Raw genomic sequence first — 17,025 nt, forward strand, 5'->3', positions numbered from 1 at the left:
TCATCCGCCGAGGGGGAAGTCGCGCCGAGGCCGCCATGGCCCCTCACCGTCGTGCGAGAAGAGGGTGAACGCGGGCACCTCGAAGCGGGCCGAGAACCCGGCGAGGTCCTCGAACACCGCGTCCAGCGCCGCGTCCGGCACGTCGTGCGCGACCGTCACGTGCGGGTGGTACGGGAACCGGGCGTCGCGGTGCACCCCGTCCGCGGCGGCGACGGCCTCCGCCAGCAGCTCGCACTCGCTGATCCCGACCGCCAGGGCCACGAAGACCACCTCGGTGACCGGCCGGAACGTGCCCGTGCCGCGCAGGTGGATCGTGAACGGCGGCTGCGCCGCGGCCACCGCCTCCAGGTGCTTCTCGATCCCTGCCAGGGCGTCCGTGGCCACCTCGGTGGGCCCCAGCAGGGTGACGTGCGCCGGGGTGTACGCCGCCTGCGGGTCACCGGCCTGCGCCCGCCGCCGGGTCAGCACGTCCCCCCACGGCTGTGGGATGTCGATCGCGACGCCGATGCGGGTCGTCGCGGCGCCCGCCGCCCGCTCCGGCCTCGCGGCGTTGTCGTCGCCGGTCACCGGTGTCAGGCTCCGCGGGCCGGTGGCAGGAAGCCGACGCGGCGGTACGCGGTGTCCAGCGTGGCGGTGGCGACCGCGCGGGCCTTGTCCGCGCCGATCGCCAGCAGCTTGTCGAGGTGGCCCGGGTCGTCCAGGTAGGCGCGGGTGCGCTCCTGGATGGGCGTGACGAACTCGACCACGACCTCGGCGAGGTCCTTCTTGAGGTCGCCGTAACCCTTGCCGTCGTACTCCTCCAGCAGCTCGTCGATCGTGCGGGCGGTCAGCGCCGCGTACATCGTGAGCAGGTTGCTGACGCCGGGCTTGTTCTCCTCGTCGTACAGGATCTCGCGGCCGGTGTCGGTCACCGCGGACTTGATCTTCTTGGCCGAGCGGGCCGGGTCCTCGAGCAGCTCGATGATGCCGTTGGGCGAGGAGGCCGACTTGCTCATCTTCACGGTCGGTTCCTGCAGGTCCGTGATCTTCGCGGTGTCCTTGACGATGTGCACCGACGGCACGGTGAACGTCTGCCCGAACCGGGAGTTGAACCGCTGCGCGAGGTCGCGGGTCAGCTCCAGGTGCTGCCGCTGGTCCTCGCCGACCGGCACCGCGTCCGCCTGGTAGAGCAGGATGTCGGCGGCCTGCAGGATCGGGTACGTGAACAGGCCCACGCTGGCGGAGTCCGAGCCCTGCCTGGCGGACTTGTCCTTGAACTGCACCATGCGGCCTGCCTCGCCGAAGCCGGTGATGCAGCTGAGCACCCAGGCCAGCTGCGCGTGCTCGGGCACGTGGGACTGCACGAACAGGGTGCACCGCTCGGGGTCGAGCCCGACCGCCAGCAGCTGCGCGACCGACAGCCGGGTGCGGTTGCGCAGCACCGCCGGGTCGTGCCCCGCGGTGATCGCGTGCAGGTCGACGACGCAGTAGAACGCGTCGGACGTCTCCTGCATGGCGACCCAGTTGCGCACCGCGCCGAGGTAGTTGCCGAGATGGAAGGAGTCGGCGGTCGGCTGGATGCCGGAGAACACTCGCGGGCGGCGGGCGGGGTCGGACATGAGCGCCATTGTGTCAGCACCCGTGGACGGTCCGTCAAACGCTCCGGTACGCAAAGATCCGATGTTTGATCGTGTTGACTTCTGAGTGATGATGGTGGAATCTGAGGTGGCGTCCGGGCCGCCCGGCGGCCTGCCTACCCTGACCGTAGGACCGCCCGCAACCGAGAGGCCACGACCGTGAAATTGCTCGTCACCGGAGGCGCCGGCTACATCGGCAGCATCACCACCCGCCTGCTGCTCGACGCCGGGCACGAGGTGGTCGTCCTGGACAATCTCAGCACCGGCTTCCGCGAGGCCGTCGCACCGGGTGTGACACTCGTGGACGGCGACATCCGCGACGCGGGCCGGGTGCTGACCCCGGAGGCGGGATTCGACGCGGTGCTGCACTTCGCCGGGCTCATCGCCGCGGGCGAGTCGATGACCAAGCCGGAGCTGTACTGGGACCACAACGTCATCCGGTCGCTGGCCCTGCTGGACGCGGTCCGCGCCGCCCGGGTGCCCCGGTTCGTCTTCTCCTCCACCGCCGCGGTCTACGGCAACCCCACCGAGCTGCCCATCACCGAAGCCGCTGTCAAGGCCCCCACCAGCACGTACGGCGCCACGAAGCTCACCTTCGACCACGCCCTGACCTCGGAGGCGTTCGCCCACGGCCTCGCCGCGGTGTCCCTGCGCTACTTCAACGTGGCGGGCGCGTACCTGCGCCCGGACGGCACCGCGGTCGGCGAACGGCACGACCCGGAGACCCACCTCATCCCGATCGCCCTGCAGGTGGCCGCCGGCAAGCGGGACAAGCTGCAGCTGTTCGGCGACGACTACCCGACCGCGGACGGCACCTGCGTCCGCGACTACATCCACGTCGAGGACCTGGCCCGGGCCCACCTGCTGGCGCTCGACGCGGCCACCGCGGGCGAGCACCGCATCTTCAACCTCGGCAACGGCAACGGCTTCTCCAACCGCCAGGTCGTCGAGGCGGTCCGCGAGGTCACCGGCGTCGACCTGCCCGTGGAGATCGCGCCCCGGCGCAGCGGCGACCCGGCCGCGCTGGTCGCCTCGTCCGCGAAGGCCCGCACCGAGCTGGGCTGGGTGCCCGAGAAGGACACCCTGCAAGCCATGATCTCCGACGCCTGGGAGTTCTATCGCGGCCACGTCGCGCGATGACCGTGTCCGCGGTGGCGGCCCGGGCCGAAGAGAGCTTCACGCACACGTACGGCACCGCACCGGCGGGACTGTGGGCCGCGCCGGGACGGGTCAACCTGATCGGCGAGCACACCGACTACAACGACGGCTTCGTGCTGCCGTTCGCCCTGCCGCAGCGCGTCGTGGTGGCCGCCGCGCGAGCGGACTCCGGCTGGCAGGTCCGCTCCGACCTGGCGCCCGAGCCCGTGACGTTCGGCGCCGACGAGGTGGCCCGGCCCGGCGTGCTCGACGGCTGGGCCGCGTACGTGGCCGGGGTCGTGTGGGCGCTGCGCGACGCGGGCCTGCCGGTGCCGCCCGCCCGGCTGGCGCTCGCCTCCGATGTGCCGGTCGGCGCGGGGGTCTCCTCCTCGGCCGCGCTGGAATCCGCGGTGCTCACCGCGCTGGTCGAGCTGGGCGACCTGGACCTGCCGGTGGACCGGCGGCCCGCGCTGGCCCAGCGCGCCGAGAACGCGTACGTGGGCGCACCCACCGGCATCATGGATCAGGCCGCGTCGATCCGCTGCCAGGCCGGGCACGCGCTGTTTCTGGACTGCCGCACTCGGGCGGTGCGGCAGATCCCGTTCGATGTGGCGGCGCACGGGCTGGCCGTACTGATCGTCGACAGCAACGCGCCGCACCGGCATGTCGACGGCGAGTACGGCGCCCGCCGCAAGTCCTGCGAGGCCGCCGCGCACCTGCTCGGCGTCCCCGCGCTGCGCGACGTCGCCACCGGCGACCTGGACGCGGCGCTGCGGCGCCTGGGCGAGGGTCCGGAGGGGGCCGACGAGGTGATCCGGCGGCGGGTCCGGCACGTGGTGACGGAGAACCAGCGGGTGCTCGACACGGTCGCGCACCTGGACGCCGGGCGGATCCGGGAGATCGGGCCGTTGCTGACCGCCTCACACGCCTCCATGCGCGACGACTTCGAGATCACCGTGCCGGAGGTCGACGTGGCCGTGCAGGCGGCGCTGGCCGCCGGGGCGTACGGCGCGCGGATGACCGGTGGCGGTTTCGGTGGTTGCGTCCTGGCCCTGGTCGACGCCGGTCAGGCCCCGGCGACGGCCGCCGCGGTGGAGGCCGCGTACGCGGCGCAGGGATTCCCGGCGCCCACCGCCTGGGTGGTCAACCCCGGACCGGGCGCCACCCGGCTGTGACGCTTGGACCGCCGCGGGCGGGGTATGCCAGAGGGCATGACTGTCGAATCCGAAGGCAACGAGCCCAATGAGTTCGGCTTCTCGGGCGCGGGCACCGGGCCCTCGCCGGAACACCTGAAGGAACTCCTCACCGACGTGCACGGCGAGGACATTGCCGTACCGGCCGGTGACATCACCGGCGCGGTCACCCACGCCCTCGAAGAGCTGGTGACCCACCATGACGAATCACCGGCGGCGCACTGACGTCCCCCGTCCGGAAAGAGGCCGCTCGCCGCCACGGGCGTGCGAGCTAGGCTACCGGGGACGCTGCGGCCCGCCTGCCCATACGAGGACCAGCATGGCAATCGATCCACCGTTCCTGTGGCCGGAGCCCCCAGCCCCCGACGCTGGAATCCGGATCCGGCGCGATGCCGCCGGCGCGGTAGCGCTGCTGACGGTCCACGGCCAGTGGAACGCCCGGCTGTCCGCCGACGTCTCCGGCGCCCTGCGCCGTCTGTTCGCCGAGCAGGCCACCGGGCTGATCGTCGACCTGTCGCAGCTCGACGACCCGCGCGCGGACAGCGTGCCGGTCTGGATGGGGATCCGCGGCCTGGCCGCCCGGCTCCAGCCGCCCGTCCCGCTGGCCCTGTGCGTGTCGCCCGAGCAGATCCTGGCGGACCGGCTGCAACGGCTCGGGGCGGGACGCTTCCTGCCCGTCTACGCCACGGTCGGCCAGGCCCAGGTGGCGATCGACGGCCGGCTACCGGACACCGACCGGATGCGGGTGGAGCTGCGCCCGGATGCGAACGCGCCCGCCCACGCCCGCCACCTGGTCGAGGAGGCGTGCCGCTGCTGGCGGCTGAGCACCCTGCGCCAGCCCGCCCGCCTCGTCGTGTCCGAACTGGTCAACAACGCCGTGCAGCACGCACACACCACCATCACCGTGACGGTGTCCCGCCGCGCGTCCGGGCTGCATGTGGCTGTCCAGGACCACTGCCCGGACATGCCGCAGCTCGCCTCACCCGCCGTGATACCCGGCCAGCGGGTGCCCGAACACGGCCTGGGCCTGCGGCTGGTACACGCCACCGCGCTGGCCTGGGGCGCCGTGCCCACCCGGGACGGCAAGGTCGTGTGGGGTGCCGTACGGAGGCCCCGGACCGCCCGCCGCGGACGACGCTGACCCTTACGACGCCTCGATGATCATCCCGGCGCCGACCGTCCGGTTGGTGGTCTCGTCGATGAGGATGAACCCGCCCGTGGTGCGGTTGCGGCGGTACTCGTCGGCCAGCAGCGGCACCGTGGTACGCAACCGCACCCGGCCGATCTCGTTGAGCGCCAGCCCGTCCGCCGACTCGTCGCGGTGCAGCGTGTTCACGTCCAGCCGGTACTGCAGGCCCCGGACCACCGCGCGGGCGCCGCGGGTGGTGTGCTTGATGGCGTACTTGCCGCCCACCCGCAGCGGGGCACTCTCATCCATCCAGCAGATCATCGCCTCGACGTCCTGCACCGGCTTCGGCGCATTGTGCGGGCGGCAGATCATGTCACCACGCGAGATGTCGATCTCGTCGCTGAGCCGGATCGTCACCGACATCGGCGGGAACGCCTCGTCCACCGGCCCGTCGGCGGTGTCGATGCCCGCGATCGTGCTGTTCAGCCCGGACGGCAGCACCATCACCTCGTCGCCCGGCTTGAGCACCCCGCTGGCCACCTGCCCGGCGTAGCCGCGGTAGTCGGTGACCGTGGTGGACTGCGGGCGGATCACGTACTGCACCGGGAATCGGACGTCGACCAGGTTGCGGTCGGAGGCGATGTGCACGTGCTCCAGGTGGTGCAGCAGCGACGTGCCGTCGTACCACGGGGTGTTCTCCGAGCGGGTGGCGATGTTGTCGCCGTTGAGCGCGGAGATCGGGATGACCGTGAGGTCGGGCACGTCGAGCTTGGCCGCGAACGAGGTGAACTCGTCGCGGATCTGCTCGTACACCGCCTGGTCCCAGTCGACCAGGTCCATCTTGTTGACGCACAGCACGAGGTGCGGCACCCGCAGCAGCGAGCACAGGAACGCGTGCCGCCGGGACTGCTCCACGATGCCCTTGCGGGCGTCGACCAGGATCAGCGCCAGGTCCGCTGTGGACGCCCCGGTGACCATGTTCCGGGTGTACTGGATGTGCCCCGGGGTGTCCGCGATGATGAACTTGCGCCGCGGCGTCGCGAAGTACCGGTACGCCACGTCGATCGTGATGCCCTGCTCCCGCTCGGCCCGCAGGCCGTCGGTGAGCAGCGCCAGGTTCGTGTACTCGTCACCGCGGGCCGCGCTGACCGCCTCGACCGCCTCCAGCTGGTCGGAGAACAGCGACTTGGTGTCGTACAGCAGTCGCCCGATCAGGGTGGACTTGCCGTCGTCCACGCTGCCCGCCGTGGCGAACCGCAACAGGTCCATGTTCCGGGCCGCGGCCGTGTCGCCCTCCAGCACTGCCTGGCTCATCAGAAGTACCCTTCCCGCTTGCGGTCTTCCATCGCCGCCTCGCTGACCTTGTCGTCACCCCGGGTCGCGCCGCGCTCCGTGATCCGGGTGGCGGCGACCTCCTCGATGACCTTCTCCACCGTGTCGGCGTCCGACCGGACCGCCGCGGTCTGCGACGCGTCGCCGACCGTGCGGTACCGCACGCGCTGCACCGACGGGGTCTCCCCCGCACGGGGCCGGATGAACTCGTTCACGGCGTAGAGCATCCCGTCGCGCTCGATGACCTCACGGTCGTGCGCGTAGTAGATGCTCGGCAGCGGGATCTGTTCCTTGGCGATGTAGTGCCACACGTCCAGCTCGGTCCAGTTGGACAGCGGGAAGACCCGGATCGACTCACCCGGGTGGTGCCGGCCGTTGTACAGCGCCCAGAGTTCGGGACGCTGGTTCTTCGGATCCCACTGGCCGAACTCGTCGCGGAAGCTGAACATCCGCTCCTTGGCGCGGGCCTTCTCCTCGTCGCGGCGGGCCCCGCCGAACAGCGCGTCGAAGCGGTACTTCTCCACCGCGGCCAGCAGCACCGGCGTCTGGATCCGGTTGCGGGTGCCGTCGGGCAGCTCCCGCACCAGGCCGGAGTCGATCGCCTCCTGCACGCTGGCCACCACCAGGTTGAGGCCCAGCTCCGCCACCCGGGCGTCGCGGTACTCCATCACCTCGGCGAAGTTGTGTCCCGTGTCGACGTGCATGACCGGGAACGGGATGCGCGCGGGGGCGAACGCCTTCTCCGCCAGCCGCAGCATCACGATCGAGTCCTTGCCACCCGAGAAGAGCAGCACGGGGCGCTCGAACTCGGCCATGACCTCCCGCATGACGAAGATGCTCTCGGCTTCGAGAGCATCCAGATGTGAGACGCGATAGGGCATCGTCTGGCTCATGAGCGGATCCCCAGACCTTTCGGGTCGAGCTGTGCCGGAGACACGTTACGGGAGGTGACGCTGCAACGCTGCAAGTAACCGAGGAGCGAGATCCTTACGACAGACCACGAGATCCGGAAGCTTCGGATCGGCCTGGTTGTATTTCAACTCACTGCCGTCAATCCGGGAAGCATGTAGTCCAGTGGCCGACGCCACAGCCACCGGCGCGGCGCTGTCCCACTCGTACTGGCCGCCCGCGTGCACGTACGCGTCGGCCTCCCCGTTGATCACCGCGGCGATCTTCACTCCCGCCGATCCCATGGGCACCAGTTCCGCGCCGATGTCCTCGGCCAGCGCGGTGACGAACGCGGGTGGCCTGGTCCGGCTGGCTGCGATCCGGATCACCCCGCCGGTCGCCGCCGACAGGGGCATCGGCGGGTACGCGGGCGGCTTGTCGGTGGCCACCGTCCGGTGCTGGGCGGGCATCGCCACCGCACCCGCGGCCAGCCGGAACGGGCTGGAGCTGTCCGCGGTCCAGAGGGCGACGTGCACCGCCCAGTCCGCCCGGCCCTGCTCGGAGAACTCCCGGGTGCCGTCCAGCGGGTCGACGATCCACACCCGCGAGGCGGCCAGCCGCTCCGGGCGCAGCGCGGCGTGCTCGCCCTCCTGCCAGGCGACCCGGGCGTGCTCGTCCTCCTCCGACAGCACCGCGTCCGCGGGACGCCAGCGGGCCAGCTCCGTACGCAGAAGGTCGTGGGCGGCCCGGTCACCGGCCGCCTTGAGCGCCTGCGGGTCGGCATACCCCATCTGTTCGCGGACCGCGAGCAGCGCCTGGCCGGCGCGGTCGGCCAGCCAGCGCGCGAACGCCGCGTCGATGACCGGCGGGGTGCCGCCGTCGCCACCGTCACGTTGTCCCGCGATGCGGGACTGGTCCGTCCGCGCCGACGTCGAAGTCCGATCGCCCACGTCCTCGCTCCTCCATCCGACCGCCCCGTCCGCCGCCCTTGGGCGGACCGAAGGCCCCATCAGTACGCTCCCGATGACCGCAGTACCGCGGTCATGGTCCGCAACAGGATCACCAGATCCAAACTCAGCGACCAGTTCTCCACATAGCGAAGGTCCAGCCTGACCGCTTCCTCCCACGGCAGGTCCGATCTGCCGGAAACCTGCCAGAGGCCGGTCATGCCCGGCTTGACGGCGAGCCGGCGCCGGACGTCATCAGCGTATGCGGCTACCTCCACGGGCAGCGGCGGCCGTGGGCCGACCAACGACATCTGCCCCGCCAGGACGTTCAGCAACTGCGGCAGCTCGTCCAGCGACAGCCGGCGCAGCCACCGCCCGACCCGGGTCACCCGGGGATCGTCGCGGATTTTGAAGAGCACGCCGTCGTGCTCGTTGAGGTGTTTCAGCTCGGCGAGCCGGGCCTCGGCGTCCACATACATGCTGCGGAACTTGAAGATGCGGAACAGGCGCCCGTCGCGCCCGACCCGGACCTGCCGGAAGAGTACCGGACCGCGCGAGGTCAACCGAACACACAGTGCGACGGTCACCAGCAGCGGCCCGAACAGCACCAGCAGCAACACCGCGCCGACCCGGTCCACCACGTCCTTGACCACCCGGGCGCCGCCGTGCAGGCGGGGGTGCTCCACGTGCAGCATCGGCAGCCCGTCGAACGGCCGGATCGTCGTGCGCGCCCCCGCCACGTCGATCAGTGAGCTGGCCACGATGAGGTCCACGTCGTCGCGCTCCAGCCGCCACGCCAGCCGCCGCAGTGCGGCCCCGTCCAGTTCCGGACAGCTCAGCACCACCACGGTGTCCGCGTCGGCGGCGTCCACCGCGTTGGCCACGTCGTCGAACGACCCGTACACCGGCAGGTCGACCGCGCCGTCGTGATCCGCCGGCAGGCACGCGCCCACCACCTCCAGGCCGTGGTAGCGCTCCCGGCGCAGCTGGCGGGTCAGCCCGATGACGGACATCTCATGCCCCACCACCAGCACCCGGCGCAGCCCCTCACCGCGCCTGCGGGCGAAGTGCAACCGCTTGCGCAGCACGAAGCGCAGCACCACCACCCCGGCGATCACGGCGGGCAGCGCGGCCAGCACGTACGAGCGGGCCAGGTCCAGATCGAGGGCGTACGAGACCATGGCGGCGCCCGCGATCAGGCCCACCCCGCCGCGCAGCACCCGCTGGTACTCGTCCGTGCCCACGAACAGGTAGCGCCGCTCGTACGCCCGGCTCACCGCCAGCACGAGCAGCAGCAGCACCGGGAGCAGCGCCGACAGCAGCAGATACCCCTGGTTGTACGCCGTCACCTGGTACCCGAAACGCAGCGCGAACGTCGCCGCCCCGGCCACCACTCCGGCCAGCAGGTCGCCGGCGACCAGGGCCCGGACGTACCGGCGTTCCCAGCGCTGGCGCCGCGACATCGCCGCGTGCTTGCCGCGCGTCCGGACGAACGGCCGGGTCGCGGGCCGCACCACCACGGACCGGTTCGGCGCGGCCGACCAGTGCCGGGGGATGGCCTGGTTGCGCGCCCGATCGGCCGCGCTGGTGCCGCCCCCGCCCGCCAGCGGTGCCGCGTTCTGCTCCAGGCGCGCCGCCCGTGCCCCGGGCGGCGGAGCGGGCTCGGACCGGACGGGCGCCGGATCGTCCACGGGACGGCCCTGACCCGCCGGGGCCGGCAGCGCGGGGCCGTGATTGGTCTTGCCGGTACGCGACAGCGGGCGGTGCGCGCGCGGGCCGTGGTTGGCGGGCGGGTGGTTGGCCGGCCCGTGAGGCTGGCTCGGCGGGCCGTGGAACTCCGGGTCGCCCACCGCGCCCGGCCCGGGGGTCACCGGACCTCCCCGGAAGCGCCCCGCAACCGCGAACGGCAGATCGCCCGCCTGCTGGCCCGGGGCCTCTTGACGGCCGTCCAGCCGGTGCCGGGTCCGGCCCGGCCCGGCGTCGCCGGGTGGATGCTGGCCGCCGCTCGCGGTCCCGTACAGCCGTCCCGTCGGCTCGGGGCGGTCCCGGTCATGCGCAGGCCGCTTCGCGGCCTCCGGATGAAAGCGGCCCTTGCCCTGGAGCGCCGCGTCACGTTTCTCGGACAGGTCCTGCGTCACCGACCCTCCCCGTCCCGGCCCCGTCCCGTGCACCTGTGTGCGCTGGGGCTATATGTGACCAACGCCCAGGTGGAGCGTCGGGTCACGGGGCAGAGAGAGGGACAAAAAGGACTAAGTCCTGTGGCCGTTCGGGCCGCGCGGCGTCACCCGCCGTGGTATTTGTTCTGTGCCCATTCGACCCCCTCGAGCACGACCGCCTCCGCGACGTCCGCGGCCCGGTCGACGAGGAAATCCAGCTCCTTGCGCTCGGCCGAAGAGAAGTCCGACAGCACGTAATCCGCCGGGTCCTGCCGCCCCGGCGGCCGCCCGATGCCGAACCGCACCCGGGCGTACTCCTTGGCGCCCAGCGACTTCGACATCGAGCGCAGCCCGTTGTGGCCGCCCTCGCCGCCGCCGCGCTTCGCCCGTACCTGACCGAACGGCACGTCCAACTCGTCGTGAACCGCGATCACGTGCGCCAGCGGCACCTTGTAGAACTGCGCCAGCGCGGACACCGGGGCACCCGACAGGTTCATGTACGTCAGCGGCTTGACCAGCACCAGCCGCGGGCCGCCCAGGCCCAGCCTGCCCTCGGCCGCCTCCGCGTGTGCCCGCCGGTGCCGGCCGAACTTCGCACCCACCCGCGAAGCCAGCAGGTCGGCCACCATGAAGCCCACGTTGTGCCGGTTACCTGCGTACTCCCGGCCCGGGTTGCCCAACCCCACCAGCAGCCAGGGCGCGTTGTCGCTCATCGTGTCGTCTCCGGATATGCGTCAGGGAAAGTGCCGATGGCACTTTCCCTGACGTGGTCGTGTTACGGGGCCCTGACGCGGTCGTTACGGGGCTCGCTCCGGGGCCGCGGTCACTCCGCGGCGGCCTCGCCACCCTCGGTGATCTCGGGGGCGGCGGCCTCGCCGGTCTCGCCCTCCATCTGCTCGGCGGTCTGCGCCGCCGTCACCACGGCGATCACGAAGTCGGGGTCCACGGCCAGCTCGGTCCCCGTAGGCAGCGTCACGTCGGCTGCGGTGATCTGCGAGCCCGCCTCCAGGCCGTCGAGGGCGACCTCGAAGCCGGTCGGCAGGTGCATCGCCTCGGCGACCACGGCCAGCGTGTTGCTCTCGTGCACCACCAGGGTGTTGCGGGCGGCCTCGCCGGTCAGCGTCACCGGGACGTCGACCTGGACCTTCTCGCCACGCTTCACGATGATCAGGTCGACGTGCTCGAACGAGTCCTTGATCGGGTCACGCTGGATCGCCTTCGGCAGCGCCAGCGTGGTGCCGGTGCCGCCCTGGATGTCGATCGTGAACACCTGGTTGAGGCCACCATGCCGGATCGCGGCCGCGAACTCACGGGCCGGCAGCGCGATGTGCTGGGGCTTCTCGCCGTGCCCGTACAGCACGGCGGGCACCTTCCCGGCCCGGCGCGTGCGGCGGGCACCACCCTTGCCGAACTCGGTGCGGGGCTCGGCGCTGATCTTTACCTCGGACACAGGGAACTCCTGAAACTCTATGCTCGGCTGCAGGAGCCGGCGGGCTGCGGGCGGTCGGCGGTGGAGCGGGCCATCGTCGGGCGCTGCCGGGCGAGGGGGCGCGCCAGGGCACACGCCCGGAGCACCGCGTCGATCACGGTGCCACCAAGCCGACTGCGAACGTCAGCAGCCCGCGGGGCACCCTCGCCGTGGCAACCGTGCCAGCTTACCTTCCGCGATCGGGCACAACCCACCGGGTCCGTTCTCTGCGAAAACTTCACCCGGCCGATGCAAGTTGCACGACCCCGAGCGCATTGCCGGTCCGGCTCCCATCCGACAATCCAGCTGAAGCGATCACAGCACACCCGGACCGGGCCGCGCCGCGATTCCCGGAACCTAACCCGGCCCGCCGCCGATGGCCAGGGCTCACGCCGCCGACCAGAGCCTCAGCTCAAGCCGCCGAACAAGGTCGTCACGGAGCCGTCGTCGAAGACCTCGCGGATCGCGCGCGCCAGCAGCGGCGCGATCGACAGCACAGTGATCTTGTCCAGGCGCTTCTCCGGTGGCAGCGGCAACGTGTTCGTCACCACCAGCTCGGTGATCCGGCTGTTCTTCAGCCGCTCGGTCGCCGGGTCCGACAGCAACGCATGCGTCGCCGCCACGATCACGTCCGCGGCACCCGAATCGAACAGGATGTCCGCGGCCTTCGCGATCGTCCCGCCCGTGTCGATCATGTCGTCGACGATCAGGCAGACCCGGCCCTCGACCTCGCCGACCACCCGGTTCGCGACCACCTGGTTCGGCTTGAGCGGATCGCGGGTCTTGTGGATGAACGCCAGCGGGCAGCCACCCAGCCGATCCGTCCAGCGCTCCGCCACCCGCACCCGGCCCGAATCCGGGGCCACCACCGTCATCGGGCGGCCCTCGTACTTGCGCTGCACGTGGTCGGCGAGCGTGTCCATCGCGAACAGGTGATCCACCGGCCCGTCGAAGAAGCCCTGGATCTGTGCCGTGTGCAGATCCACGGTGAGGATCCGGTTCGCGCCCGCCGTCTTCAGCAGATCGGCCACCAGCCGCGCCGAGATCGGCTCACGGCCACGGTGCTTCTTGTCCTGCCGCGCGTACGGATAGAACGGCAGCACCACCGTGATGCGCTTCGCCGAGCCCCGCTTCAGCGCGTCGATCATGATCAGGGTCTCCATGACCCAGCGGTTCACGCCCTCGGTCATCGACTGCACGACGAACGCGTCCGAACCCCGCACCGACTCCTTGAACCGGACGAAGATCTCGCCGTTCGCGAACTCGTACGAATCTGACGGGGTCGGCGCGATGCCCAGTACCTGCCCGATCTCCTCGGCCAATTCCGGGAAGCCCCGCCCGGAGAAAAGCATCAGACTCTTGCGGTTCTCCGCGACGATGCTGCCCATCGGCTCGTCCGCTCCCGTGGTCGAGGGGTGTGTTCCGTGCAGTATCCCCCGCGACGAGCTTCCCGCCACACGCTGAGTCTGCGGGGTGGGATGGCTCACGGCGAAGGGGCCCGAAAGATCACTCCGGGGCGCCGCCGCCCGTCTCCCGCTCGGCCCGCTGCGCCGCCTCGGCCGACACCGAGCCCGGCCGGCGACGCGCCGTCCAGCCCTCGACATTGCGCTGCGGCGCCCGCGTCACGCCCAGGTTGCCCGGCGGCACGTCCTTGCCGATCGCGCTGCCCGCTGCCACGTACGCTCCCGGGCCGATCTCCACCGGCGCGATCAGCACCGTGTCGCTGCCCACGAACGCCGCCTCGCCCACCGTCGTACGGTGCTTGTTGACGCCGTCGTAGTTCGCGAAGATCGTGCCCGCGCCGATGTTCGCCTTCGCGCCGATCGCCGCGTCCCCCACGTACGACAGGTGCGGCACCTTCGCGCCGTCGCCCAGCTCGGCGTTCTTCGTCTCCACGAAGCCGCCCACCTTGGCCTTACGGCCCAGCCTGGTCCCCGGCCGCAGGTAGGAGTACGGACCCACGGTCGCCTCCGGGCCCACCTGCGCGCCGACGCAGTGCGCCCGCAGCACGGTCGCCCCCTCGGCCACCGCCGTGTCCACCAGCGTCACGTCCGGGCCCACCACCGCGTGGGCGGCCACCCGGGTCTCGCCCTGCAGCTGGGTGTTCTGGTCGATCACCGCATCCGGCTCCACCGTCACGGTCACGTCGATCCACGTGGTCGCCGGGTCCATGATCGTCACGCCGGAGCGCATCCAGGTGGTGTTCACCCTGTCCCGCAGCAGTGCCCGCAACCCGGCCAGCTCCGCCCGGTCGTTGCAGCCCAGCGTCTCCTGCGCGTCCGCGGCGACGTACACCCCGACGGGGTGATCCACCGCCGCCATCAGGGCGAAGACGTCCGTCAGATACTCCTCGCCCTGGTCGTTGTCCGTCGACAGCTTGCCCAGGGCCTCGCGCAGCAGCGCCGCGTCGAACGCGTAGATGCCGGCGTTGATCTCCCGGATCGCCCGCTGCTCGGCGGTGGCGTCGCGTTCCTCGACGATGTGCTCCAGGTTGCCCGCGGCATCGCGGACGATCCGGCCCAGCCCGGCCGGGTCCGCCACCTCGGCGGCCAGCACGGTCGCCCCGGCCTTGGACTCCTCGTGCGCCTCGATCAGCCCCGCCACGGTCGCCGGGCGCAGCAGCGGGACGTCGCCGTTGAGCACCACCACGGTCCCGGCCGCGTCGGGCACCGCGTCCAGGGCGATGCGTACCGCGTGGCCGGTGCCGTTCTGTTCGGCCTGGAGCACCGGAGTCGCCTCGGGGGCGATCTCGGCGAGGTGTGCCTTGACCTGGTCGGCCTTGTGGCCGACCACCACGATCGTGCGGTTGGCCTCGGCGGCCTCGGCGGCGATCAGGACGTGACCGAGCAGCGTCCGGCCGAGCAACCGGTGCAGCATCTTGGGGGTGGCGGACTTCATCCGCTTCCCCTCACCGGCGGCAAGGACAACGACGGTACGGCTCTCGGCATGGCTCACGCGGGACTCCATTGTTCACAGGCAGCGGGGCAGATCGCGGCATCGTTTGCGCGACGGGGGACTCCGCAAATCTACGTTGCCTTACCACAGGGCATGCTCGGCCGCCAGGACTCGAACCCGGAACTTTCGGACCAAAACCGAAGGTGATGCCCATTTCACCACGGCCGACTGGTTCGGGCCCCGGACTGCTCCGACGCTCGATTGCCAGAACTTACTATCTCAGGTCCGTCAACGCCGCCATTACTCCCTCCACCGTCCAGTACAGCTCCGCCGATCGAGGAACGGAAACGGCCAGGCAACCGTGGTAATCCTCACCGACGTTCAGCCGCCTCGTGGCAGGCACGTGCCGCTTGATCGTCGGTCGCTGGAATCTTGATCGCGGCAGCCCCAACTCGCGGCACCACCACTCGGCGGCCTCCTCGGCGTCGGCTGTCTCATGAATGTGCAGCCGGTAGTCGACCCCGTCACGGTCACGCCCACAGGCTGTAAGGAAGCGGAGAAACAACGCGATGAGGCCCGGGTCGCTGTTGATGAAGGTCAGCCGATCCAATCTGCGCCACGGTTTGGACTTGGCCCCCTCACACCAGTAGATCGCCGAACCGACGAGCAGCGCGTCCCGCTCGGTCTGCCTGCCGATGGTGGCGGCGGCCCGGGCATGCACCTCAGTGCGCCGCCGATCCCGTTCCGCGCGCTTCGCCTCCCACCGCCCAGCGGCCATGATCGCGGCGTGTTGTTGCTTGCGGCGCGCACGTTCGGTATCGGGATCCAGCGGAAGGTGCCGGACCCAGGCGTACGCGGTCGATTTCGCGACGCCCAGCTCGAGTGCCAACTCGTTGACCGACCAACCTTCGCGACGTAGCGCCACGGCACGCTCGCGGAGGTGGTCCTTGGCGTTCGGGCGGCGTGTCCACTCCGGCGGCTCAATTCCACGAAGCCAATCCGTCAGGGTTGCACCGCCGACACCGAAGTGCCGCATGAGTTGGGACAGTGACAGACCGGGATCAACCCGGAGTCGGCGCGCCTCCGCGCGACGGGGATCATCCATGGTCGATACGTTAGAACGGGGGTACGACAGAAACTCACGCTCGTGGATGCGCCGCGAAGAACGTCCACAGTGTCGGCGTTGCCCGTAGCGCCGTCGACGGCGCGTCCAGCCCGAGCAGCCGTTGCGCGACGGGCGCGGGCCGCGACCCCGGCCACTGGTGCCCGGCCCCCGCGACGGTGATCAGGTCGACCGCGCGCCCGTCGGCGCAGCTCGCCGTGGAGGTGGTGACCGCGCCGGAGGTCTTGACGACCGGCGTCGCGCAGCGGTCGATCTCCCGCCACTGGGCGATGAGTGCGGGCACGGACGGGCCGTCGATCTTGGCGGGGAGCCGGCTGCCCGCGCCGCCGTTGTCGCGTCTGCCGGGCCCACCGCCGTACGGGACGGTGGGGTCGGTGGTGCCGTGGATGTGCATGATCGACAGCGGATGCGGGTGCCCACAGTCGTTGATCATCGTGCCGGCGACCGGGCCGATGGCCGCGAACACGTCCGTCTCGCAGGCCAGCCGGTACGACAGCAGGGCGCCGTTGGAGATGCCGGTGGCGTAGACGCGCCGCGGATCGACGAGGCCACCGAAGGATCCGGCCAGCTTGGTGATGAAGCCGACGTCGTCGACGTTGTCACGGGCGGCCACCCCGCAGCAGTCGGGGTCGGCGTTCCAGGTGCGGCGGACGCCGTCCGGGTAGGCGACGAGGAACTTCCCGGCGTCGGCCTGGGCGTCCCAGCCGTACGACTGCTCGGCCTGCTGGCCGGTGCCGGCCGCGCCGTGCAGCACGATGACCAGAGGCGCGGGGGTGGGCAGTCCGGCGGGCCGGTAGACCCGGTAGGTGCGCTCCGCGCCGCCCACGGTCATCGTCGCCGAGGATTGGCCGACGGGCGGGCCATCGGATGAAGAGGTTGTCGGGCCACCGGACGGTGGGGTGCCGGTGCCGGTGGTCGCGGGCCCCGAGCTGATGCCGGGGGCGGGTGGGCGACCGCGGTCGGCGCGGTGTCCGGTGCAGCCACCGACAGCGAGCAGGCCGACGGCAACCAGGGCGAGGACTCGGGTTCTCACCGTCGCATCGTCTCCTGTGGATGTTCGGGCCAGGTAAGAGGAGGGCAAGGGCTGGGCGAAACCTCGCCCAGCCCTTGCGGGCCTCGGGCGACCGACGGCCGCCCGACG

At 71.3% G+C, this 17,025-nt stretch carries 15 protein-coding genes, 1 tRNA gene and 1 pseudogene; 4 read left to right on the forward strand and 13 right to left on the reverse strand.

Annotation, left to right across the window (positions count from 1 at the left end):
• Together ACMCNO_RS31335 and trpS are read right to left on the reverse strand one after the other, a co-directional pair.
• A complete protein-coding gene (locus tag ACMCNO_RS31335) occupies positions 1-507 on the reverse strand; it encodes a 2'-5' RNA ligase family protein (RefSeq protein ID WP_412753871.1) in 507 nt (168 codons plus the stop codon).
• Between the two features lie 65 nt (positions 508-572).
• A complete protein-coding gene (gene trpS, locus ACMCNO_RS31340) occupies positions 573-1,598 on the reverse strand; it encodes a tryptophan--tRNA ligase (RefSeq protein ID WP_412753031.1) in 1,026 nt (341 codons plus the stop codon).
• A gap of 177 nt (positions 1,599-1,775) precedes the next feature.
• Here trpS and galE point away from each other — a divergent pair, with 177 nt between their 5' ends.
• The 4 genes from galE to ACMCNO_RS31360 all read left to right on the forward strand — a co-directional run bounded on the left by galE (position 1,776) and on the right by ACMCNO_RS31360 (position 5,087).
• On the forward strand, positions 1,776-2,756 hold the full coding sequence (gene galE / locus ACMCNO_RS31345; RefSeq protein WP_412753032.1) for a UDP-glucose 4-epimerase GalE: 981 nt from the start codon (positions 1,776-1,778) through the stop codon (positions 2,754-2,756).
• On the forward strand, positions 2,753-3,928 hold the full coding sequence (galK, locus tag ACMCNO_RS31350) for a galactokinase (protein ID WP_412753033.1): 1,176 nt from the start codon (positions 2,753-2,755) through the stop codon (positions 3,926-3,928). The genes galE and galK overlap by 4 nt, the downstream gene beginning before the upstream one ends.
• A 36-nt stretch (positions 3,929-3,964) precedes the next feature.
• Positions 3,965-4,171 (forward strand): hypothetical protein, encoded by a 207-nt coding sequence (locus ACMCNO_RS31355; RefSeq protein WP_412753034.1) that lies wholly within the window; start codon positions 3,965-3,967, stop codon positions 4,169-4,171.
• A gap of 94 nt (positions 4,172-4,265) precedes the next feature.
• The gene (locus ACMCNO_RS31360; RefSeq protein ID WP_412753035.1) at positions 4,266-5,087 is read left to right on the forward strand and encodes an ATP-binding protein; all 822 of its coding nucleotides are present in this window, start codon (positions 4,266-4,268) and stop codon (positions 5,085-5,087) included.
• Between the two features lie 3 nt (positions 5,088-5,090).
• On the opposite strand, the gene cysN is transcribed toward ACMCNO_RS31360, so the two are convergent.
• The 11 genes and pseudogenes from cysN to ACMCNO_RS31415 form a co-directional block, all read right to left on the reverse strand.
• Positions 5,091-6,389 (reverse strand): sulfate adenylyltransferase subunit CysN, encoded by a 1,299-nt coding sequence (cysN, locus tag ACMCNO_RS31365; protein ID WP_412753036.1) that lies wholly within the window; start codon positions 6,387-6,389, stop codon positions 5,091-5,093.
• Positions 6,389-7,300, reverse strand: a complete 912-nt coding sequence (cysD, locus tag ACMCNO_RS31370) for a sulfate adenylyltransferase subunit CysD (RefSeq protein WP_412753037.1) — start codon at positions 7,298-7,300, stop codon at positions 6,389-6,391. The genes cysN and cysD overlap by 1 nt, the downstream gene beginning before the upstream one ends.
• A gap of 45 nt (positions 7,301-7,345) precedes the next feature.
• Positions 7,346-8,245, reverse strand: coding sequence for a 3'(2'),5'-bisphosphate nucleotidase CysQ (locus ACMCNO_RS31375; protein ID WP_412753038.1), 900 nt, complete (start codon positions 8,243-8,245; stop codon positions 7,346-7,348).
• Positions 8,246-8,304: 59 nt separating this feature from the next.
• Positions 8,305-9,705 (reverse strand): sugar transferase, encoded by a 1,401-nt coding sequence (locus ACMCNO_RS31380; RefSeq protein ID WP_412753872.1) that lies wholly within the window; start codon positions 9,703-9,705, stop codon positions 8,305-8,307.
• Between the two features lie 818 nt (positions 9,706-10,523).
• On the reverse strand, positions 10,524-11,111 hold the full coding sequence (gene pth, locus ACMCNO_RS31385; protein ID WP_412753039.1) for an aminoacyl-tRNA hydrolase: 588 nt from the start codon (positions 11,109-11,111) through the stop codon (positions 10,524-10,526).
• 110 nt (positions 11,112-11,221) lie between these two features.
• The gene (locus ACMCNO_RS31390; protein WP_412753040.1) at positions 11,222-11,848 is read right to left on the reverse strand and encodes a 50S ribosomal protein L25/general stress protein Ctc; all 627 of its coding nucleotides are present in this window, start codon (positions 11,846-11,848) and stop codon (positions 11,222-11,224) included.
• Positions 11,849-12,273: 425 nt separating this feature from the next.
• Positions 12,274-13,254 carry a ribose-phosphate diphosphokinase gene (locus ACMCNO_RS31395; RefSeq protein WP_412753041.1) on the reverse strand — a complete coding sequence of 327 codons (981 nt, stop codon included), beginning with the start codon at positions 13,252-13,254 and terminating at the stop codon, positions 12,274-12,276.
• Positions 13,255-13,285: 31 nt separating this feature from the next.
• Positions 13,286-14,833: pseudogene (gene glmU, locus ACMCNO_RS31400) on the reverse strand (bifunctional UDP-N-acetylglucosamine diphosphorylase/glucosamine-1-phosphate N-acetyltransferase GlmU); the annotation flags it as partial.
• Between the two features lie 84 nt (positions 14,834-14,917).
• Positions 14,918-14,989 (reverse strand) — tRNA-Gln (locus tag ACMCNO_RS31405).
• Positions 14,990-15,035: 46 nt separating this feature from the next.
• The gene (locus ACMCNO_RS31410) at positions 15,036-15,866 is read right to left on the reverse strand and encodes a helix-turn-helix domain-containing protein (protein WP_412753042.1); all 831 of its coding nucleotides are present in this window, start codon (positions 15,864-15,866) and stop codon (positions 15,036-15,038) included.
• A 34-nt stretch (positions 15,867-15,900) separates the two neighbouring features.
• Positions 15,901-16,917: an alpha/beta hydrolase family esterase gene (locus ACMCNO_RS31415; RefSeq protein ID WP_412753043.1), complete on the reverse strand. Its 1,017-nt coding sequence runs from the start codon at positions 16,915-16,917 to the stop codon at positions 15,901-15,903.
• Positions 16,918-17,025 lie beyond the last annotated feature (108 nt).

It is taken from the genome of Krasilnikovia sp. M28-CT-15 (genome assembly GCF_047159595.1).
Classification (GTDB): Bacteria; Actinomycetota; Actinomycetes; order Mycobacteriales; family Micromonosporaceae; genus Actinoplanes.